The organism is Gammaproteobacteria bacterium, assembly GCA_019911805.1.
GTDB lineage: Bacteria > Pseudomonadota > Gammaproteobacteria > Thiohalobacterales > Thiohalobacteraceae > JAHJQQ01.
In genome coordinates, this window is record JAIOJV010000016.1 from 65,126 (window position 1) to 83,286 (window position 18,161).

Consider the following 18,161-nt stretch of genomic DNA (forward strand, 5'->3'; position numbering starts at 1 on the left):
AGGGCCACATGATGAGGCACAACAAACCCGGCACAGTCCGACCCTGCGCAATAAATTTTTCCTGAGGATTCCGTGGCCGAAAGTTATTGGGTTTTACGCCTTCAGATAAACCCCACCCAGTGATCGCTCGGTTTGAGCACTGGGCCTTTACATTGTTATTTTCCGTGTTTTTCCGTGTGCTTTCGTGGCCAATAAGGGTTTTTGCCTTTCACTCCTCACTCCTCACTCCTCACTCCTCACGCCTCACGCCTCACGCCCCGCTCACCGCACCGACCGCATCACCCACAGCCCGCCGCCGAGGAACAGCAGCGACGGCACCAGGGCGCTCAGCAGTGGTGGGAAACCATAGATCTGTCCCATATGGCTCATGGTGCGGTTGAGCAGGAAGAACGCCACACCCGTCATGATGCCCCACAACAGACGCTGCCCGGCACTGACACTGCGCAACGGCCCGAATACGAACGGGATGGACAGGAACAGCATCACCAGCCCGGCGAGCGGCGCGAACACCCGTTGCCAGAAGGCCAGTTCGTAGCGACCGGCATCGAGACCGTTGCTGCGCATATAGCGCGCATACCGGTAGAGATCACGCGCCGACAGATCCTCCGGGGCGATCGTCACCACGCTCAGCAGTTCAGGACTGAGCAGGCTCGGCCACACCAGCTGTTCGGCCTTGGTGATACGGAAACCGACCTCGCCCAGTTCACCGCGCTGCACCTCGTAGAGCCGCCAGCCGGTCGGGATGTGCTCTGCGAACGCGGCGTGCATGGCGGCCTCCAGCCGACCATCGGCGGCCAGATCGTAGACCTGCACGTCGGCCAGCCGCCCGTCCGGCAGGATCTGACCGATATTGATGAACTGCCGGCCGTCACGCGCCCAGAAGCCATACTGGCTGCGGAAGGTGATGGTCTCCGACTGCGCCAGGGCACGGCGCTGCTCGGCGAGTTGCTGGGTCCAGGGCGCCAGCCACTCGCCGGCCGCGGCGGCTACGAGCAGCAGGATCAGACCGGCCTGCAACACACTGCGGGCGATGCGCAGGATGGACACGCCGGCGGCACGCATGCTCACCAGCTCGCTGTTGGAGGCCAGCACCCCCAGGCTCAGCAGGCTGCCGAGCAGCGCCGCCATCGGGAACAGCTGATGGATGCGCCCCGGCACCGTCAGACCGACGTAGGCGAAGGCGCTGGCGAGACCGTAGTTGCCCTTGCCGATGTCCTGCACCTCGTTGATGAAGGTGAAGAACAGGTCCACCGCCAGCAGGATCAAGAGCGCCAGCAGCATGCCGCCGATCACTGTCTTGCCGAGGTAGCGGTCCAGAATCCTCACGCCACCCTCCGTGGCCCGCGCATGCGCGTCAGCCAGAACAGCGCCAGCGTGATCGCCAGCGGTACGATGTGTACCCACCACATGCCCAGTCGTGCCGGAATCACACCCTTTTCCACCCACACCTGCGCGGTACCCATCAGGTTGTAGTAGACGATGAACACCAGCACTGCGACGAACAGCTTGCCAAAGCGGCCCTGACGCGGCGTGGTGCGGCTGAGCGGCACGGCGAGCAGTACCAGACTCAGCGTCGCCAGCGGCAGCGATAGACGCCATTGCAGCTCGGCGACATCCTTCAGATCATCCGAGCCCCACAGTTCCCGGGTGGAAATGGCGTCGCGCTTGACGGCGGGATTGAGCACCTCGACGGTCTCCAGCCGCACGCCGTGGCGCGCGAACTGCAGGATGCGGAATACCGTGTCACCGGGCATACCCTGATAGCGGTAGCCATCCACCATGACCAGGAAGCGGTCGCCGCTGTTGGTGTCACGCGCGGGATAGGCGCTGCGCGCCGTGACCAGTGTCGGCACGCCGTCCTGGACGCTGCGTACGAACAGTCCCTCGAGCCGCTCGCGGTCCGGTGACACACGCTCGGCATAGAAGATCATGCGGCCGCTGCCCGCCTCCTGAAAACGCCCCGCGGTGATGACAGACAGATCGGTCTGGCTGGCAGCACGGGCGTGGACCTGGTAGCCGAACTCGGCAGTGCGCGGCGTGACGAACAGTGCCAGGGCGGCGATGCCGACGGCCACCACCGCGGCGAGCGCGAGCAGCGGCCGGTAGAGCTGCGCCGTACCGATGCCACAGGCGGCGAGTGCCGTCATTTCGCTGTCTTTGTACAGACGTCCCAGCGCCAGCAGTACGCCCAGATACAGTGTCAGCGGCAGCAGCACGACCAGATACCCGACTGACTTCAACCCCAGCAGAGTAAAGATGACACCCCCCGGTAGCTCGCCCGCCGCGGCTTCGCCGAGATAGCGCGCCAGCCGGTTGCTGACCACGATCACCCACAGCACGAGGGTGACCGCCAGCCAGTTATGGACGACCTCCTTCAACAGGTAGCGATCGATGACCCGCAGCATGAGCACCTTTGAATGACCGACCCGGTCGGCGACGATGTTACCGCCCAATGATCCCATCTGTCGGGGGCGTTGCCGGCGCCGTACCCGACGGGACGCCGCGACCGGCAGCGGCGCCGCGCCCCGCAGCGAAAGCGGGTTCACAAGCGACGGCGTCCCCATGAAAAAGCGGGGCGTTTACAGTAGACTACCGCGCACGCGCATCATACACGACCCGACCGTTGCGTGAGCCCTCCAGCCCGCACAGGTGAACGAACATCAGGAGTATTCATGGAATTCAGCGTCAAGAGTGGCAACCCGGAAAAGCAGCGCTGCGGCTGCATCGTCATCGGCGTGTTCGAGCCGCGCAAGCTCTCCGCCGCCGGCAAGGCCCTGGACAAGGCCAGCGGCGGCTTCCTCACCACCCTGTTGCGCCGGGGCGACCTCGCCGGCCACGCCGGCCAGACGCTCCTGACCCACGGCGTACCCAACATCCTCAGTGAACGCGTGCTGCTGGTCGGCTGCGGCAAGGAACGCGAGTTCGACGTCAATACCTACCGCAAGGCCGTGGCCACCGCGGCCCGCACCCTGGGCGACACCGGTGCGACGGACGCGGTCAGCTATCTCACCGAACTCCCGCTCAAGGGCCACGACATCTACTGGAAGGTGCGCGACAGCGTGCAGACCACCGCCGACACGCTGTACCTGTTCGACCAACTCAAGACCAGCAAGGACAAGCCGCGCCGGCCGCTGCGCAAGCTGGTGCTGAACGTCCCCGGCCGCCGTGATCTCGGCGACGGCGAGCGGGGCATCCGCGACGGCATGGCCATTGCCGCGGGCATGAAGCTTGCCAAGGATCTTGGCAACCTGCCGGGTAACATCTGCACGCCTGCCTATCTCGCCGAGCAGGCGCGCGGACTCAAGAAGCAGTCGCGCAAGCTGCATGTCGAGGTGCTCGAAGAAGCCGATATGGAGAAGCTCGGCATGGGCTCACTACTATCGGTGGCGCGCGGCAGTCGCCAGCCGGCCAAGCTGATCGTCATGGACTACCGCGGCGGTCACAAGGGTGACAAACCCGTGGTGCTGGTCGGCAAGGGTGTGACCTTCGATGCCGGCGGCATCTCGCTGAAACCCGGTCAGGCCATGGACGAGATGAAATTCGACATGTGCGGCGCCGCCAGCGTGCTGGGTGCGCTCACCGCCTGCGCGCAGCTGGGGCTGCCCCTGAACGTCGTCGGCATCGTCCCCGCGACCGAGAACCTGCCCGACGGCCAGGCCACCAAGCCCGGTGACATCGTCACCAGCATGTCCGGCCAGACCATCGAGGTCCTCAACACCGACGCCGAGGGCCGCCTGATCCTGTGTGATGCGCTCACCTACGCCGAACGTTTCAAGCCCGCCGCCGTGATCGACATTGCCACCCTGACCGGTGCCTGCGTGATCGCACTGGGCAAACACGCGGCCGGCCTGCTCAGCAATCATGGCCCGCTGGCGGCCGAGCTGCTGAACTGCGGCACGACCGCCGGCGACCGCTGCTGGGAACTGCCGCTGTGGGACGACTACCAGCCGCAGCTCGATTCCAACTTCGCCGACATGGCCAACATCGGCGGCCGCGAGGCCGGCACCATCACCGCCGCCTGCTTCCTGTCGCGCTTCACCAAGGACTACCACTGGGCGCACCTCGACATCGCCGGTGTGGCCTGGAACCAGGGCAAGGAAAAAGGCGCCACCGGCCGCCCCGTGCCACTGCTGATGCAGTTCCTGTTGGGACGTGCTGGGAAGAAATGATGTTTTTTTGGAACCGCCAAGACGCTAAGAAAGGCTGTTTTAACCGCCAAGGCGCCAAGACGCCAAGAAAAACTTATTAAGGTTTTTTCGCAGCTCAGCGAGATCGCAGCGGAGGCCCTTGCCGCTGGTTCTCGGTGCGAACCCAGCAAACGGCATAATCTCTCTTGGCGTTCTTGGCGCCTTGGCGGTTCACACTAATCTTTACTTGGCGTTCTTGGCGTCTTGGCGGTTCGTACTAATCTTTCTTGGCGCCTTGGCGGTTCAAAATATCTTGGCGGTTTAAACATTATTTTCAGCCCATGACCCGAGTCGACTTCTATATCCTGCCTGACAGCGATCCCGCGCAGCGGCCGCAGCTGGCCTGCAAGCTGGCGGAGAAGGCCTATGGGCAGGGGCTGACGGTGTACGTGCACACCACGACCGAAGCCGAGGCCCTGCACCTCGACGAGCTGTTGTGGACCTTTCGGCACGGCAGCTTCCTGCCGCACGCCCTGGACAGCAAGGTCACCGATGAGCCGCCACCGATCCTCATCGGGTATGACCACGAACCGTCCAGCCACACGGACGTGCTGATCAACCTCACAGCGGAGGTACCGCGTTTCATCGCTCGCTTCGAGCGCATCGCGGAGCTGGTCGACCAGCGGCCGGAGCAACTCGCCCAGTCACGCGAGCGCTACCGCTTCTACCGCGAGCGCGGCTACGAACTCAACTCACACCAGCTCAAGAGGTGATCATGGACGAGGACCGCGATCCGCCCGCCGAACCGGAATCCGATCCGCCCAAGATCCCGGTGCTGCAGGACATCGTCGAGATCCGCGCGGGACCCGACGGACAGCCGTTGATCGTGCCGCTGGACGTGGACCAGCTCGCCGCACGCATCACCGCCCAGATCGTGCAACAGCTGCGCCGCAACCTTACTGTACAATTGGAATCCTGCCTCGAGCAGGGCCTGGCTGCGGCCCTCGACGACGTCCACGAGGAGATCCAGCGAATCCTCCTGGCCCAGCTCGCAGACCCGGACGCATAGACACCCACGGCGCCACTCCCCGCCCTCGGTGGGGTCTCATCCGACTCTGACCGCGCCCCGCCCCTGCGGTATAATCGCGGGCTTTGCGACCCCTGCCGGGATGATCTGGAATCATTCGATGGACAAGACCTACAACCCCCACGCCCTCGAACAGCGCTGGTATCAGACGTGGGAAGACAACGGCTATTTCGCCCCGAGCGGCCCCGGTGACAGCGGCCGCCAGCCCTACTGCATCATGATTCCACCGCCGAACGTCACCGGCAGCCTGCACATGGGCCACGCGTTCCAGGACACCCTGATGGACGCACTCACCCGCTATCACCGCATGCGTGGCGACAACACCCTGTGGCAGGCGGGCAGCGACCATGCCGGCATCGCCACCCAGATGGTGGTCGAGCGCCAGCTCGCTGCCTCCGGCCGGACCCGCCACGACCTCGGTCGCGCGGCGTTCGTCCAACAGGTGTGGGAATGGAAGGCCCAGTCCGGCGGCACCATCACCCGCCAGTTGCGCCGCATGGGCGCCTCGCTCGACTGGCAGCACGAACGCTTCACCATGGACGACGGCCTGTCCGAGGCCGTGAAGGAGGTCTTCGTGCGTCTGCACGAGGAAGGCCTGATCTACCGCGGCCAGCGCCTGGTGAACTGGGACCCGGTACTGCATACCGCCGTGTCGGATCTGGAGGTGGTGGCGCAGGAGGAATCCGGCCATCTGTGGCACATGCGCTACCCGCTCGCCGACGGCTCCGGCCATCTGGTGGTCGCGACGACACGCCCCGAGACCATGCTTGGCGACAGTGCGGTTGCCGTGAACCCGGAAGACACACGCTACACCCACCTCATCGGCAAGATGATCAAGCTGCCGCTCACCGACCGCGAGATCCCCATCATCGCCGACGACTATGTCGATCCCGCGTTCGGTACCGGTTGTGTGAAGATCACCCCGGCGCACGATTTCAACGACTATCAGGTCTGGCAGCGACATAAGAATAAAGAAGAATTCATTTCCCAATTTCGTGGTGGGTTGATCAACATTTTCAAGCCAGACGCGCGAATCAAGGACAGCATATTCGACGACTTCTCATTCGGGCATAAAGCTTGGGACAAGGACACAAAAACACGCTTTGCAGACAAAGAACTAGTCGGCGAAGCAACCTTTGAGCTGATATCTCAGAAATACCGTGGTCTGGACCGCTACGAAGCCCGCGACGTCATCGTCCACGATCTCGACGAACTCGGCCTGCTGGAGAAGATCGCCGACCACAAACTGATGGTCCCCAGAGGCGACCGCACCGGTGCCGTCATCGAGCCCTTTCTTACCGACCAGTGGTTCGTGAAGACCGGGCCCTTGGCGAAGCCGGCCATCGAGGCGGTCGAGACCGGTCGCATCCGCTTCGTGCCCGACAACTGGAAGAACACCTATTTCGACTGGATGCGCAATATCCAGGACTGGTGTATCTCACGGCAGATCTGGTGGGGCCACCGCATCCCCGCCTGGTACGACGCCACCGGCAACGTCTACGTCGGCCGCTCCGAAGACGAGGTGCGCGCCAGGCACGGCATCGCCATGAACATCGTGCTGCATCAGGACGAGGATGTGCTCGACACCTGGTTCTCCTCCGCGCTGTGGCCATTCTCGACCCTGGGCTGGCCGGAGCAGACCGAACGCCTGCAGACCTTCTACCCCACCTCCGTGCTGGTCACCGGTTTTGACATCATCTTCTTCTGGGTCGCGCGCATGGTGATGATGGGCCTGAAGTTCATGGGCGATGTACCGTTCCGCGAGGTCTACATCCACGGCCTGGTGCGCGATGCACACGGCCAGAAGATGTCCAAGTCCAAGGGCAACGTGCTCGACCCGATCGATCTCATCGATGGTATCGACCTCGAGGCCCTGGTCGCCAAGCGCACCACCGGCATGATGCAGCCACAGATGGCCGAAAAGATCGCCAAGGCCACGCGCAAGGAATTCCCCGACGGCATCCCCGCCTTCGGCACCGATGCCCTGCGCTTCACCTTCGCCGCCATGGCCTCCACCGGCCGCGACATCAACTTCGACCTCCACCGTATCGAGGGCTACCGCAATTTCTGCAACAAGCTCTGGAACGCCGCGCGCTATGTGCTGATGAACAGCGAGGGCACCGATACAGGGGCGGGCCTGCCCGCGCGCAGTCCGGAGCTGGACTACAGCATCGCCGACCGCTGGATTCTCTCCCGACTGGAGAACGTCATCGCCCAGGTCCACGAAGGCTTCGCAAACTACCGACTGGACAACGCCGCACAGGCGATCTACGAATTCACCTGGAACGAATACTGCGACTGGTATCTGGAACTGTCCAAGCCGGTGCTGAACAACCCGGAGAGTTCCGACGCCGCCAAGCGCGGCACCCGCCGGACACTGGTGCAAGTGCTGGAAACGTTACTGCGCCTGGCACACCCGCTGATTCCCTTCATCACCGAGGAGATCTGGCAGCGTGCAGCGCCCCTGGCCGGCGTGCAAGGTGAGACCATCATGCTGCAGACCTATCCGCAGCCCGATGCCTCACGCATCGACGCACAGGCGAGCGATGACATGGACTGGGTCATGCAGTTCATCCTCGGCGTGCGCAAGATCCGCTCCGGCTACGACATCAAGCCCGGCCAGCCCTTGCCGGTGCTGCTGGAAGGCGCCTCCCAACAGGACCGCAAGCGCCTCACCGCGAACGAGCACTACATCCGGTTCCTCGCCCGCACCGAGGCCATCACCGTCCTCGACCCCGGCACCACCCCGCCGGAATCCGCCACCGCCCTGGTCGGCACGCTGAAGATCCTGATCCCGATGGCCGGCCTGATCGACAAGGACGCGGAACTCGCCCGCCTGGATAAGGAGATCGCCAAGCGCGAGCAGGAAGCACAGCGCCTCGAGGCCAAACTCGCCAACCGCGCGTTCGTGGACAAGGCGCCGGCGGAAGTGGTGGAGAAGGAACGGGCGAAGGTGGTGGATGTGAGGGCGGCGCTGGGGAGTTTAAGGGAGCAGCGAGGGAAGATTGCAGCGTTGTAGGCAGGATGATGCCCTCACCCTTGCCCGTATCGGCCCGCCTGTCGCGCCATGTGCCACAGCCCGATCAACACCGCCGCAATCTTCCGCCCTGCCCGTTCATCCCAACAGCACGTCCGGCCTAGTCTGCCGCCTGTCCGCCCGTATCCGGAGACGCTACCTGACTCGTCTCAAACTCGGCCGCCGACTGGTCGGCGGAAGGAGAAGGCACTACTGTTCCCGCCTCTCCCATCTGGACGGTGACCAGCGACGGGTAGTCGTAGGCAGCGCCGGTACCAACATCGACCCCGGCCCCGATGACGCCGCCGAAGAGAATATTTCCGAACGCCATGCCTTTGGTCGACGACTTAACCGTCAGCATTCCGGTTTCGAGTCCTTCCTTGTCGCAGGCAACCAGCAGGTCTTCGTAGCTGCGGTGCACAGTGACCGAGCCTGGTGTGTTGACGTACCAAGTACCCTTGTTGTTGGTCAGCTTACAGGTCGCGGCGCTGACGACAGCGGCCTTGTTCATGGCTGTTACAGAAAGGCTTTGATTGGACCCCGACACGATGGACGCGCACCCGCTCGACAAAAGGGTCATGCCCAGCAACAGGCTGGTGATAAATAGACGCATTCCAGATTCCCCCTATAGATACCACTTCGTTATATGTTGTTTGAAATACCGGGCGGAGTGTAGGTCAAGGTGGCCACCGATTCCAAGTGCAGCAGGCATAGCGAGCGTTGGGGGCTGCAGTGGGCAGCTCGGGGCCGTTTCAATCCACTGCCCCCTCCCTTCACGACACTGCAGCGGCAGACCGGTTCTCCACTACTATTGCGTTGATCGATCCCCAGTCCGACGCTCTCCTGGAGGTACCCCATGCGCTACGAACTGTTCTATTGGCCTTCGATACAGGGACGCGGCGAGTTCGTGCGGTTGGCACTGGAGGCGGCCGGCGCCGACTACGTGGACGTCGCCCGCGCGCGCGGGCGCGGGCTGGGTGTGGAGGCGATGGTCCGGCTGCTGGAAGGTCAGGAACTGCGACGCCCGCCTTTCGCCCCGCCCTTTCTGCGCGCCGGCCGGCTGGTGATCGCGCAGACGGCCAACATCCTGCAGTACCTCGCGCCGCGCCTGGGACTCATTCCCAAGGCAGAGACGCCGCGCCTGTGGGCGCATCAGCTGCAACTGACCGTGGAGGACCTCATCGCCGACGTCCATGACACCCACCACCCGGTGGCCGCGAGCCTGTATTATGCAGACCAGCAACACGAGGCAAAGCGGCGGGCCAAATATTTCACCGAGGAGCGTGCGCCGGAACTACTGGGGTATTTCGAGGACGTGCTGCAGCGTAATCCGGGTGATAGCGGCCATATGCTCGGACGGACCTTCAGTTACGTCGATCTGTCGATGTTCCAGGTCGTCGACGGCCTGCGCTATGCCTTCCCGAAGATGATGGCACGACTCGAACCCGCACTGCCCGGCCTCGTTGCGTTGCATGCACGCATGCTGCGGTGGCCGCGAATCGCGGCCTATCTCGCCTCCGAACGACGACTCCCGTTCAATGAGGACGGCATCTTCAGGCACTATCCCGAGCTGGATACCTGAGCCGGAGTAAGAGTACGGCAGCATGCCGTTAGCCTGCCCGGATTCAACCGTGCCAAGATAGCAGCTTGCGACGTTCTGGCAGTACAGAAGAAATATCGAGAGTTGACCGAGGTCGCAGGAGTTCTTCAGGCGCTTCCCACTGAGTATTTTGCCTTCAGGGGAGCTGGCGCCCAAGAGATCGCTCGCGGCGCACGTATCGCCCACTGCACGGTCCAGCCGCCGCTGGCGGTCATCAGACAGGTGTTGAATGGAATGGATAGAAGACCCCGACCTTCAAAGCCGGAGAAAAATGTAGTTGATCTGCCGATGCGCGTCCACCGCGGGATTCTGTTCGTCCTCCAGGCCATCATGGGGGTGGAGCTGGTACTGCTGATCAACGACGGACAATGGATAAATGCCTTCCTGGTGATGGTAATCATGGCGCTTACGCTCGCACCGGCCGTGCTCGGTCGCCGGTTCCGGGTGCATATCCCTCCGGAGTTTCAGGTGCTCGCCGTGATATTCGTCTTCGCGGCCCTGTTCCTGGGGGAGATGCAGAGCTACTACACACGGATCTGGTGGTGGGATATCGCCCTGCACACCAGCTCCGGGTTGTTGTTGGGGATTCTCGGCTTCCTGCTCGTCTACGTGCTCAACGAGACCGAGCAGGCCTACGTTCACATGCGTCCGCGATTTGTCGCCTTGTTCGCATTCGCTTTCGCCGTCGCCGTCGGCACGCTGTGGGAGATCTTCGAATTCGCGATGGACCAGATCGCCGGGACCACGATGCAAAAGCCCATGCTCGGTGATCCGTCCGGGCTGACCGACACGATGTGGGACCTGATAGTCGATACCTTGGGCGCCGCCGTGATCAGTGGCCTGGGCTGGTGGTATATGGAACGCGACGAGCGCTCGTTCATCGAGGTCTGGATCGGCCGGTTCATCGAGCGGAATCCGCGCTTGTTCCGCCGTTGAATCGACGCCGTGGCGCAGGCGACCTGTCTCAGGCTGTCCGCCGTAGCCACGAGTCGCCGTTACGGTAGCCGGTGATCGTGGTGTGGCATGACCGCCGGGATGAATACCAGCGGGAACCTCGGCCCCAGTACCGGCGAGAGGTGCGCGGTCGGCTCAAGATGAGAGCCGCTGTGCACCACCCAGACACACTGAAAAGATCATCGTGGAATGTCCCGCCCAACGCTTGTCAAAACCGATAGATTGCGGCGGCACCGGTCTTCGTTGGCATACGCTCGGTCGGAACGATCACCACTTCGCCGCCGGCCTTGATCACGCGTTCGCCGAGGTCGTCGAGTACATCGTCGACCTCCGGGTTATCCAGATCGGCCGTGGTAATCGTGCCGCTTGCCGCATCGATACGACCGGGGATCAAACGGTCGGCCTCGACCAGCAAGGTCTCAATTCGTCCGGCGATGGCGGCTGTGGCGATATCGCCAAGGATGTCTGTGCCCCGGCCGTTTGCAGTCGCCGCACCAAATGCATCCACAAGGCCGGCCAGCCGTTTGAGGTAGTAGGGTTGCCCGAGTTGCCAGGCGCGTTCACGCAGCGCATCAAACGACAAATCGTCCGGGTGGACGTCGATCGCCTCCTTGATCAAGAACGGGTTACGGCTGATGGTACGAAACAGGTGGTGGTGCTCAGGTAGCGCTGCCAATATCAGTGGCAGTCCTGAGGGTTGCGAATACTGCTGCAGTACTGCCTGGTCGACTGCCCGAAAAAACTGTGTGGTGTCACGGTCTTTGGCATCCTGTTTGACATCGGTGCCGTGCTGGGTCGCGGAGCCGGTCCCCGTAGGGCCATAGGCGCGGCGTGCACCTTCACGATCAAGACCGGCCACCTCTCTCCCTAGCTTGTCAGTGATTGCTTGTGACACCCCTTCGATCGGCGTGACCTCACCCAGTGCATCGCGATTACCCTCGAACAGTTTGAATGCGTGCCGGCTCAGACCCAGAATCTGGTAACGGTCGGCAGACTGTGTGATGCGTATCAGCGGTTTGGTGTGAAAGCTGTCGGCAACAACCGCCAACTCGGCAACCGGTCGCGGTAACCGATAAACACGAAACAGTCCAGGCGCTCCCAACACCGCGAGTCCATCCGTGGTGTGATTCCAGAAGGTCTGGTCTGCCGCCAGATCCTCGAATGGCTGCAGCAGCGCCCGAATCTCACGCGTCGGGTATTTCTGACGTAATGATTCCTCCATCTTCTTTACCAGGTTGCGAAAACGAGTAGCATCCTGTGCATTGTCCGGATGGCGTCTGTGGGTCGGCTGATACAGTGAGAGACACGGCGGTTCGTGGTCGCCACAAAGTATGGCCGGATAATCCTGTGCAAGTGAATTCATCGTTATGGTATCTCCACGGTCCGGTTCTGATCAGGGATCTCTGCAAAAGCCCCTGAAGTAGTGTTCATGACGTCAAATTGTAGCTCAAAAGCCCATTTATCCCGCATAGATTCTGTTTTTACCCAGTGCTGCACACCGCGCCCTGCGGGCCGGCGGGCACCGGTCTCCCGGGGACGCCCCGAGTCGTCTCGTGACCATCCACGAGGTGGACTTCTGCTGAAAGCCCTCACAGCGTAGCACTTACTTATGTTCCAGCGTGTAAGACAGTGCGCTGCGCAGCGAATCGATCAGTGCGTCGTAGGCGCTGCTCTCGAGTGAGGCGCCCTGGCCAATCTGCTTGAGCAAATCGTTCCGTGCCTGCATAGCGGCCTGCAGCGGGATATCCAGGCCGTCACACTCCAGCATATGGCGCGCCTCCTTGAGGGGCGTCAACGGGTTACCATGCTTTTCGTCCTGCATGCTGCTTTCCGCTTGACGGATCAGATCACCAACAGCACGTTCACTCACCTCGTCCTGCAATGTCATCAGGGATGTTCGCAGCAACGGGATCCACTCAAGCATCTGGGTATAGTTTTCACCCGCCTTGGCCTGGACAGTGGCATCGATCAATAAAGCGGTACGGGCCGCTGCACCACGGCTGGCAGCGAGGTGCAAGGTAGCACCAGCGGCGGTCAGCTCACTGATTGCCGTTATCCGATCATCGTCCAGGAGGGCCGCCCGTGAACGCGTGACCAGGTCCAGGCTGGCAGAGAGCTCTTCTGCCACGATCAGAAGCAGGTCCGTGCCCGGGCAGATGTTCCCGGGTTTTGGCGTGACGGCGCCCGGGTCGGCCGCCCTGACCGGCGCACCGAGCGGCAGCGCAATCAGCAACAGGTATATCCACAGGAAGTGTCTATGGAAATGTAACACTGGATGATTCATCAGAATTCTCCCTTTTCACCAATCGGAGCTGGATTCCTGAATCCCGTCGTGGAACGGCCGAACCTTCACCCCACGCGCCCCACCAACCGATCGAGGAAGCCCGCCTGGCCTGGCAGGATCTTCCGGTGGGCCGCCTCGATCCCGAACCACTGCCCTTTGTCCACCTCGGGAAAATGCCTCGTCATGCCGCTCTTGGGTGGCCATTCCATGCGGAAGGTATTGCTGACGAGCCTGGAGGGATCGACATCCTGTTCGACCGCCCAGGCATGGATGATCTTGCCACTCGGCTGCCTGAGTTCGCCGAGTCCGATGAGTCTGCCGTGGGTTGTGAAGCCCGTCTCCTCCCGGAACTCGCGCCTAGCCGCGTCCAGCGGGGTCTCGCCGGCCTCGCAGAGGCCCTTGGGGATGGTCCACGCGCCGTCGTCCCGGTGCGCCCAGTAGGGTCCGCCGGGATGGACGAGCATCACGTCCAGACGTTCGGCGGTGCATCGGTACAGGAGTATGCCGGCGCTGCATAGACTCATATGGGAAACGATCGGAATAGGATAGTCCCCGGACTGGGCGCCCCCATCAGGTAATGCCTACAGGGCAGGCGATGCCTACGGGCAACGCGCCCCGGGTCTCATGGCCGGAGACCCGGGGCGCGTCGTACTACGAGAACCAACGTAGAAACGCCGCGGCGGTCAGGGCCGTGACGCCCAGCAGCGCCTGCTCCGCCCAGGCCACCCCCTGCCGCCGATCCAGCCGCGTGCGCTGCGTACGCAGCATCACGATGGCCAGGGTGATGCCGAGGGCCGCGCAGACGATCTTGATCAACAGTGCCACGACGGCAATGCCGTGGAGGTCGGGGAACTGGCCGTAATACGCGAAGCTGATGGTACCGAAGCCGGCGCCGCTGACCACCTGCAACAGCCAACCGGCCAGGACCAGCCGTATCGTACTGCGCGGCCGCGCCAGGGGCTCAGGCCGTGGCCAGCCTCCATAGACCGCACCACCGACGACGGCCACGGCGCCGAAATTGTGGGCGACCTGCGTCAACGCATAGGCGAGATTTTGTAGATCCATGCTATTCCACAGTCACGTGTATGCATTGTTCCGGGCCGGTGGGCGTGTGGTTTTTGTTCACGACCTTGATACAGATCTCATGCGCCCCCGGCGCCAACGTCTCCAGGGTGTAGGTTCCCTTGAGTTGGCGCAGGAGGCCCGTCTCGCTACCGTCGATATAGACGTGCAGGTGATCGCCCCTCGGCCCCGGCACGACCTCGTATTCCACCTTGTTCTGTTCCATCGCGTCCAGCGTGGCACCATCGGCGGGCGCAAGAATGGTGACCGAGCCCGCAGCCGCCAGGGCGGCCGTAGTGACCAGCGCGCCGGACAAACATAGAGAAACCATGGCAATAAGCCTCATGACGCACCCTCCTGTCATTGAACGAATGTCTTAGACTCTAGCAGGCCGCGCGGCGCACGTCAGCCGGTACAGGCCGCCGCCAATTGAATTCAGCTTGATTTCATCCCCGCCGGCTAGGCTGCCCCACAAGCCACAGATGATCCGGAGGGGCTATGTTCCGCAAGGCATTGACATTGGTTCTGCTCGGCGTGCTGGTCATGGGCACGGCCACCGTGACCTATGGGACGTTCTTCGGCAACGGGTTCACCGCCAGCGTTACCGGGGTCCTGGGCGCGGGTGACGGTGAGCACGACCGGAAGGGAGATCATGATGATGACTAAGCTGCGACTGCCCAACGCCTTCGAGTTACTCATGCTGTGGCATGGCCTGTTCGTCGGCGCCTATACGATCGCCTACCTCACCGCCGACGGCGCGCCGGGACTGCACGAATTTTCCGGCTATGCGGCACTCGCCCTGCTCGTCGTGCGACTCCTCGCAGCCCGGTTTGCCGGTCAGCGCGCGCCGTGGGCGCTACCTCTGCCGAAGGCGGCGATGTGGAGGAACTTCGGGCGTAAGCTCACCACTGGCAACCTGAGTGCGCTGCGCGGGCGTACGCCCTTCGCACCGCTTTCCGGCCTGATCATTCTCGCCATGCTGGTACTGGTCACGCTCAGTGGACTGACCGCCGACTGGTGGAAATGGGAGGACCTGCACGACGCCGTTGCCGAAGGCTCGTTACTGGTCGTATTCATCCACATCGCCATCGTGTCCGTCGGTCCTTTGTGGAAGACCCTCGTCGGGACGCGCGCAGAACCGCGCGCGCCGGCGCTGCCCCACACGCCCTGATCCACACGAGCGCAGGGCAGCAGGGGCGGGGGGCGGTAAGCCCCCGCGGGCAGCAACCAGGGTGTTCTCGAAGAGCGATCGTCAACCCGGTTTCTTAGCCCACAGTATGCACCAGCCGTCGGGACTGATGTCACCGGCGACGACCTTACAGCTGCGCGACTCGGGTAGAAAGTGCATGCACGCGGCACAGCGTTGATCACCCTTCGGCTGTGCCTGGTACTTCGCTTGCGCCTTATCCAACTTGCCACCCTGGGTTTCCGCCGCAACGGCCCGCTGCAGACACAACGCACAGCCTGCGGCGAACAGGCCGCGCAAGACATCCCGACGGGTTGGATCGTAGATTGACATGGGCTCCCCTCCTCCAGGGCCGCTGACCCCGGCCCGTTCCTTGAAGATCGCCCGATCATGAATGCCGCACATGACCGGTGATACCTCCCTGTATAGCACGCCCCCCGCAACCTGTTCCGGGGTTGGGTACCGGCAACAGGCACGACTGGGGCAACCACGATACGTAATCGGGTCCCCGCGCGGGTGGCGTCATTCTCCATGCTAGACTTTCTGTCATTAGCCTTCCTCGACCTAAGGAGACGACATGAACGCCATCCGCAACGTATTCTCATTGATCGGCCTCCTGGCAGTCGTCGCCACCGTATATGTCGCCTCGGTCTACAGAGATGACATTGCGGCCGTTCGTGCCCTGGATCCCGGTGCCGCACAGATGTATGCGGAGATGTGGTCGCGGATCAAGGAAACCGGTACCAGTGCGGATGCGACGGCATGGAGGATTCCGCTCGCCGAGGGTGTCGCCCCCGCCGACGCGGAACAGGTCATGAAGTTCGTCGCCAACCAGCACAACATCAGCGGCGTCGGTGAACTGCCCCTGTCGGAACAGGTGGAACTCATGACCGGCGAGAAGCAGCGCTTCTTGAAGATCTACGAGTACTGTGACCCGCGCACGGCGATGCAGATGGTCGACTACAGTGACGCCTTCTCCGCCTATCTACCCTGCCGCATTGCGCTGGTGGAGGACAAGGACGGTCACTACGCGCTGTACTCCCTGAACATGGACCTGATGATCTCCGGCGGCCGCCCCCTGCCGCCGGACCTGAAGAAAGAGGCGCTCCGCGTCAAGCAGATCATCCGCGACATCATGGAGCGTGGCGCCACCGGCGAGTTGTTCTAAGGCATCACGGGCGATACCGCCCCATCTGGCCGGCACGCCGGGTGGAAATCAGGTTTGGTCGACGTACTTCCCGAAGAATGCGGCGGGGATATCCGCCTTCTTGCGTCCGGCGATGGCGAAGTAATAGAGCGGTTCGCCTTCCATGGACAAGCGGTGCCGGTAGCGCTCCAGATGATAGATTTCCAGGTGCTCAGAGAAGATCAGATCCCGGATCATCCGGGAGAAACCGGTGGAATCGCTGTCACGCAGGAAGGTCTCTTTGATGTTGAACGCCACCCAGCCCTCGGGCCGGATAAGGTTGAACGCCTCCATGAACGCCTTGGGCGGGATGTCACCGAAGCCCAGTGCCGCCACGGTGGTCAGGCAGTCGAGCGACCAGGAGCGGAACTCCTCCTTCTCGTCCGCCGACAGATTGCAGAAATCGGTGATGTAATAGGCGTCATACAGGTGCGGCCGGTCGCGTTCCACCGCCGCCTGCGCCTCCGGGATGATGTCGACGCCGACCATGCGCGATACACCATAGTCCTTGAGGGACTCCCCCATCAGGCCGTTGCCGGCACCGAGGTCCAGCACGCGCAACCCGGTGAAGTTCTCCCGTGCCTGGTCGACCGCGGACTTGAGGATCTCGGTGACCTTCTCCGGTGAGCTGCACTTGAGCCGGTCGTAGAATACCTGTTCGTACAACCCCGGAACCCGGTAGATCTCGTCGTAGTCGTGGAACCTGATCCGGGTCTTGTCGCCGTCCATGCCGATCACATAGAAATACGCCTCGTCCTGGGCGAGGTCACGGGCGCCGAGTTGGGGGAACTGAATGCGGTGTCGTTGCGGTTTCATGATTCTCCTAGCGTGTTTGGCAGACTGCCGAGACGGCGGCACACGCAGCGTGGGCCGCGCGGGACGAACAGGCATGACGTGGCCGTAGGGGCCGTTATTTTCCCTGCCCATGACGCTCGATCGGACGAACGCGGGTCAGCGATGGACATGATGCGCAGCGGCCTGCCGGGGTTTCCGGCGCCGTGCGGCGGGCAAGCTGACGAACTACAGAGCTGCGAAGCAGGTTGCGGGAAAAGCCTGATTACCGTACATCAAGTGGCCTATCCTACCACACCCTGCGGCGGCAATGCCGGCTACGGCAGGCCATCGGGTGCGGAACCCGACTGGAGGAGTGGAGTTCCTGACGCGACCGTCGGTCTTCGCTATTACGGTGGTACCCCGGGGTTTGCGCACCCGGCCTGTCAGGTTCGTGAGCGTCCTGCAAACGCACCCAGCCCGACCAGACCCCAACCCAGCAGCCAGACGGCGGCCGGCACCGGCACCGCACTGGTGCGCACCAGATAGGAGCCGATCCAGGGGAAATCACCGGCATAGTGATCGCCGAAGGTCAACGGATCCTTCATGGTGTAATAATCGGTATCCGACCAACGGGTCACCGCCCCGAGAGCGAACCGAGAACCATCCAGCATCAGGTCTCCGGTCAAACCCACCAAGCGGTAGTTGGCGTTCGGACCGCTGAACTCGTCCGTTCCACCGCTGATCCCATCACCGAGGGTCTCCGAGGCCAGCCGGACACCCGGGTCGAGATAAGCGGGTCGTTCACCATAGAGTACGCCGCTACCCAGGGCGATACCAAAGTAGCTACCGAACAGGTCGCCCACCTCGATAATGGTCGCATAGCGC

Annotated in this window: 20 protein-coding genes; 9 read left to right on the forward strand and 11 right to left on the reverse strand. The window is 62.7% G+C overall.

Annotated features, from left to right (window positions below):
• Positions 1-261 precede the first annotated feature (261 nt).
• Positions 262-1,326, reverse strand: a complete 1,065-nt coding sequence (gene lptG / locus K8I04_01155) for an LPS export ABC transporter permease LptG (GenBank protein MBZ0070330.1) — start codon at positions 1,324-1,326, stop codon at positions 262-264.
• Complete coding sequence (gene lptF / locus K8I04_01160; protein MBZ0070331.1) at positions 1,323-2,546, reverse strand: LPS export ABC transporter permease LptF; 1,224 nt, start codon at positions 2,544-2,546, stop codon at positions 1,323-1,325. The genes lptG and lptF overlap by 4 nt, the downstream gene beginning before the upstream one ends.
• A 126-nt stretch (positions 2,547-2,672) precedes the next feature.
• Here lptF and K8I04_01165 point away from each other — a divergent pair, with 126 nt between their 5' ends.
• From K8I04_01165 to K8I04_01180, 4 genes are all read left to right on the forward strand, one after another.
• On the forward strand, positions 2,673-4,169 hold the full coding sequence (locus K8I04_01165; GenBank protein ID MBZ0070332.1) for a leucyl aminopeptidase: 1,497 nt from the start codon (positions 2,673-2,675) through the stop codon (positions 4,167-4,169).
• 299 nt (positions 4,170-4,468) lie between these two features.
• Positions 4,469-4,900, forward strand: coding sequence for a DNA polymerase III subunit chi (locus K8I04_01170; protein MBZ0070333.1), 432 nt, complete (start codon positions 4,469-4,471; stop codon positions 4,898-4,900).
• 2 nt (positions 4,901-4,902) lie between these two features.
• Positions 4,903-5,196 carry a hypothetical protein gene (locus tag K8I04_01175; protein ID MBZ0070334.1) on the forward strand — a complete coding sequence of 98 codons (294 nt, stop codon included), beginning with the start codon at positions 4,903-4,905 and terminating at the stop codon, positions 5,194-5,196.
• Positions 5,197-5,314: 118 nt separating this feature from the next.
• Complete coding sequence (locus tag K8I04_01180; protein ID MBZ0070335.1) at positions 5,315-8,233, forward strand: valine--tRNA ligase; 2,919 nt, start codon at positions 5,315-5,317, stop codon at positions 8,231-8,233.
• Between the two features lie 118 nt (positions 8,234-8,351).
• On the opposite strand, the gene K8I04_01185 is transcribed toward K8I04_01180, so the two are convergent.
• A complete protein-coding gene (locus K8I04_01185; protein MBZ0070336.1) occupies positions 8,352-8,843 on the reverse strand; it encodes a hypothetical protein in 492 nt (163 codons plus the stop codon).
• 243 nt (positions 8,844-9,086) lie between these two features.
• Here K8I04_01185 and K8I04_01190 point away from each other — a divergent pair, with 243 nt between their 5' ends.
• Entirely contained in the window at positions 9,087-9,812 is a 726-nt protein-coding gene (locus K8I04_01190) for a glutathione S-transferase (protein MBZ0070337.1), read from the forward strand.
• A 306-nt stretch (positions 9,813-10,118) separates the two neighbouring features.
• Positions 10,119-10,766 (forward strand): hypothetical protein, encoded by a 648-nt coding sequence (locus tag K8I04_01195; GenBank protein ID MBZ0070338.1) that lies wholly within the window; start codon positions 10,119-10,121, stop codon positions 10,764-10,766.
• Between the two features lie 226 nt (positions 10,767-10,992).
• Here K8I04_01195 and K8I04_01200 read toward each other — a convergent pair whose 3' ends face one another.
• From K8I04_01200 to K8I04_01220, 5 genes are all read right to left on the reverse strand, one after another.
• Entirely contained in the window at positions 10,993-12,147 is a 1,155-nt protein-coding gene (locus tag K8I04_01200; protein ID MBZ0070339.1) for a hypothetical protein, read from the reverse strand.
• A 240-nt stretch (positions 12,148-12,387) separates the two neighbouring features.
• On the reverse strand, positions 12,388-13,005 hold the full coding sequence (locus tag K8I04_01205) for a hypothetical protein (GenBank protein MBZ0070340.1): 618 nt from the start codon (positions 13,003-13,005) through the stop codon (positions 12,388-12,390).
• Between the two features lie 128 nt (positions 13,006-13,133).
• A complete protein-coding gene (locus tag K8I04_01210; GenBank protein ID MBZ0070341.1) occupies positions 13,134-13,592 on the reverse strand; it encodes an NUDIX domain-containing protein in 459 nt (152 codons plus the stop codon).
• A gap of 127 nt (positions 13,593-13,719) precedes the next feature.
• A complete protein-coding gene (locus K8I04_01215; GenBank protein ID MBZ0070342.1) occupies positions 13,720-14,133 on the reverse strand; it encodes a hypothetical protein in 414 nt (137 codons plus the stop codon).
• Position 14,134: 1 nt separating this feature from the next.
• Entirely contained in the window at positions 14,135-14,476 is a 342-nt protein-coding gene (locus K8I04_01220) for a hypothetical protein (GenBank protein MBZ0070343.1), read from the reverse strand.
• A gap of 152 nt (positions 14,477-14,628) precedes the next feature.
• Between K8I04_01220 and K8I04_01225 the strand changes: the two genes are divergently transcribed.
• Both K8I04_01225 and K8I04_01230 read left to right on the forward strand, forming a co-directional pair.
• Positions 14,629-14,796 carry a hypothetical protein gene (locus K8I04_01225; protein MBZ0070344.1) on the forward strand — a complete coding sequence of 56 codons (168 nt, stop codon included), beginning with the start codon at positions 14,629-14,631 and terminating at the stop codon, positions 14,794-14,796.
• Complete coding sequence (locus K8I04_01230) at positions 14,789-15,301, forward strand: hypothetical protein (protein MBZ0070345.1); 513 nt, start codon at positions 14,789-14,791, stop codon at positions 15,299-15,301. The genes K8I04_01225 and K8I04_01230 overlap by 8 nt, the downstream gene beginning before the upstream one ends.
• Positions 15,302-15,382: 81 nt before the next feature.
• On the opposite strand, the gene K8I04_01235 is transcribed toward K8I04_01230, so the two are convergent.
• Positions 15,383-15,649, reverse strand: a complete 267-nt coding sequence (locus K8I04_01235) for a hypothetical protein (protein MBZ0070346.1) — start codon at positions 15,647-15,649, stop codon at positions 15,383-15,385.
• A 244-nt stretch (positions 15,650-15,893) separates the two neighbouring features.
• Here K8I04_01235 and K8I04_01240 point away from each other — a divergent pair, with 244 nt between their 5' ends.
• Entirely contained in the window at positions 15,894-16,484 is a 591-nt protein-coding gene (locus tag K8I04_01240; protein ID MBZ0070347.1) for a DUF302 domain-containing protein, read from the forward strand.
• A gap of 48 nt (positions 16,485-16,532) precedes the next feature.
• Here the strand turns inward: K8I04_01240 and K8I04_01245 are convergent, their stop codons facing one another.
• On the reverse strand, positions 16,533-17,318 hold the full coding sequence (locus K8I04_01245; GenBank protein MBZ0070348.1) for a methyltransferase domain-containing protein: 786 nt from the start codon (positions 17,316-17,318) through the stop codon (positions 16,533-16,535).
• Positions 17,319-17,719: 401 nt separating this feature from the next.
• Positions 17,720-18,161 (reverse strand): hypothetical protein (locus tag K8I04_01250; GenBank protein ID MBZ0070349.1); only part of this gene is annotated, 442 nt, incomplete at its 5' end.

What these genes read in the sequence shown, in the direction of transcription:
- K8I04_01165 (MBZ0070332.1), top strand. Translation starts at nt 2,673, where the DNA reads ATGGAATTCAGCGTCAAGAGTGGCAACCCGGAAAAGCAGCGCTGCGGC.
- K8I04_01170 (MBZ0070333.1), top strand. Translation starts at nt 4,469, where the DNA reads ATGACCCGAGTCGACTTCTATATCCTGCCTGACAGCGATCCCGCGCAG.
- K8I04_01175 (MBZ0070334.1), top strand. Translation starts at nt 4,903, where the DNA reads ATGGACGAGGACCGCGATCCGCCCGCCGAACCGGAATCCGATCCGCCC.
- K8I04_01180 (MBZ0070335.1), top strand. Translation starts at nt 5,315, where the DNA reads ATGGACAAGACCTACAACCCCCACGCCCTCGAACAGCGCTGGTATCAG.
- K8I04_01185 (MBZ0070336.1), bottom strand. Translation starts at nt 8,843, where the DNA reads ATGCGTCTATTTATCACCAGCCTGTTGCTGGGCATGACCCTTTTGTCG.
- K8I04_01190 (MBZ0070337.1), top strand. Translation starts at nt 9,087, where the DNA reads ATGCGCTACGAACTGTTCTATTGGCCTTCGATACAGGGACGCGGCGAG.
- K8I04_01195 (MBZ0070338.1), top strand. Translation starts at nt 10,119, where the DNA reads ATGCGCGTCCACCGCGGGATTCTGTTCGTCCTCCAGGCCATCATGGGG.
- K8I04_01200 (MBZ0070339.1), bottom strand. Translation starts at nt 12,147, where the DNA reads ATGAATTCACTTGCACAGGATTATCCGGCCATACTTTGTGGCGACCAC.
- K8I04_01210 (MBZ0070341.1), bottom strand. Translation starts at nt 13,592, where the DNA reads ATGAGTCTATGCAGCGCCGGCATACTCCTGTACCGATGCACCGCCGAA.
- K8I04_01215 (MBZ0070342.1), bottom strand. Translation starts at nt 14,133, where the DNA reads ATGGATCTACAAAATCTCGCCTATGCGTTGACGCAGGTCGCCCACAAT.
- K8I04_01220 (MBZ0070343.1), bottom strand. Translation starts at nt 14,476, where the DNA reads ATGAGGCTTATTGCCATGGTTTCTCTATGTTTGTCCGGCGCGCTGGTC.
- K8I04_01225 (MBZ0070344.1), top strand. Translation starts at nt 14,629, where the DNA reads ATGTTCCGCAAGGCATTGACATTGGTTCTGCTCGGCGTGCTGGTCATG.
- K8I04_01230 (MBZ0070345.1), top strand. Translation starts at nt 14,789, where the DNA reads ATGACTAAGCTGCGACTGCCCAACGCCTTCGAGTTACTCATGCTGTGG.
- K8I04_01235 (MBZ0070346.1), bottom strand. Translation starts at nt 15,649, where the DNA reads ATGTCAATCTACGATCCAACCCGTCGGGATGTCTTGCGCGGCCTGTTC.
- K8I04_01240 (MBZ0070347.1), top strand. Translation starts at nt 15,894, where the DNA reads ATGAACGCCATCCGCAACGTATTCTCATTGATCGGCCTCCTGGCAGTC.
- K8I04_01245 (MBZ0070348.1), bottom strand. Translation starts at nt 17,318, where the DNA reads ATGAAACCGCAACGACACCGCATTCAGTTCCCCCAACTCGGCGCCCGT.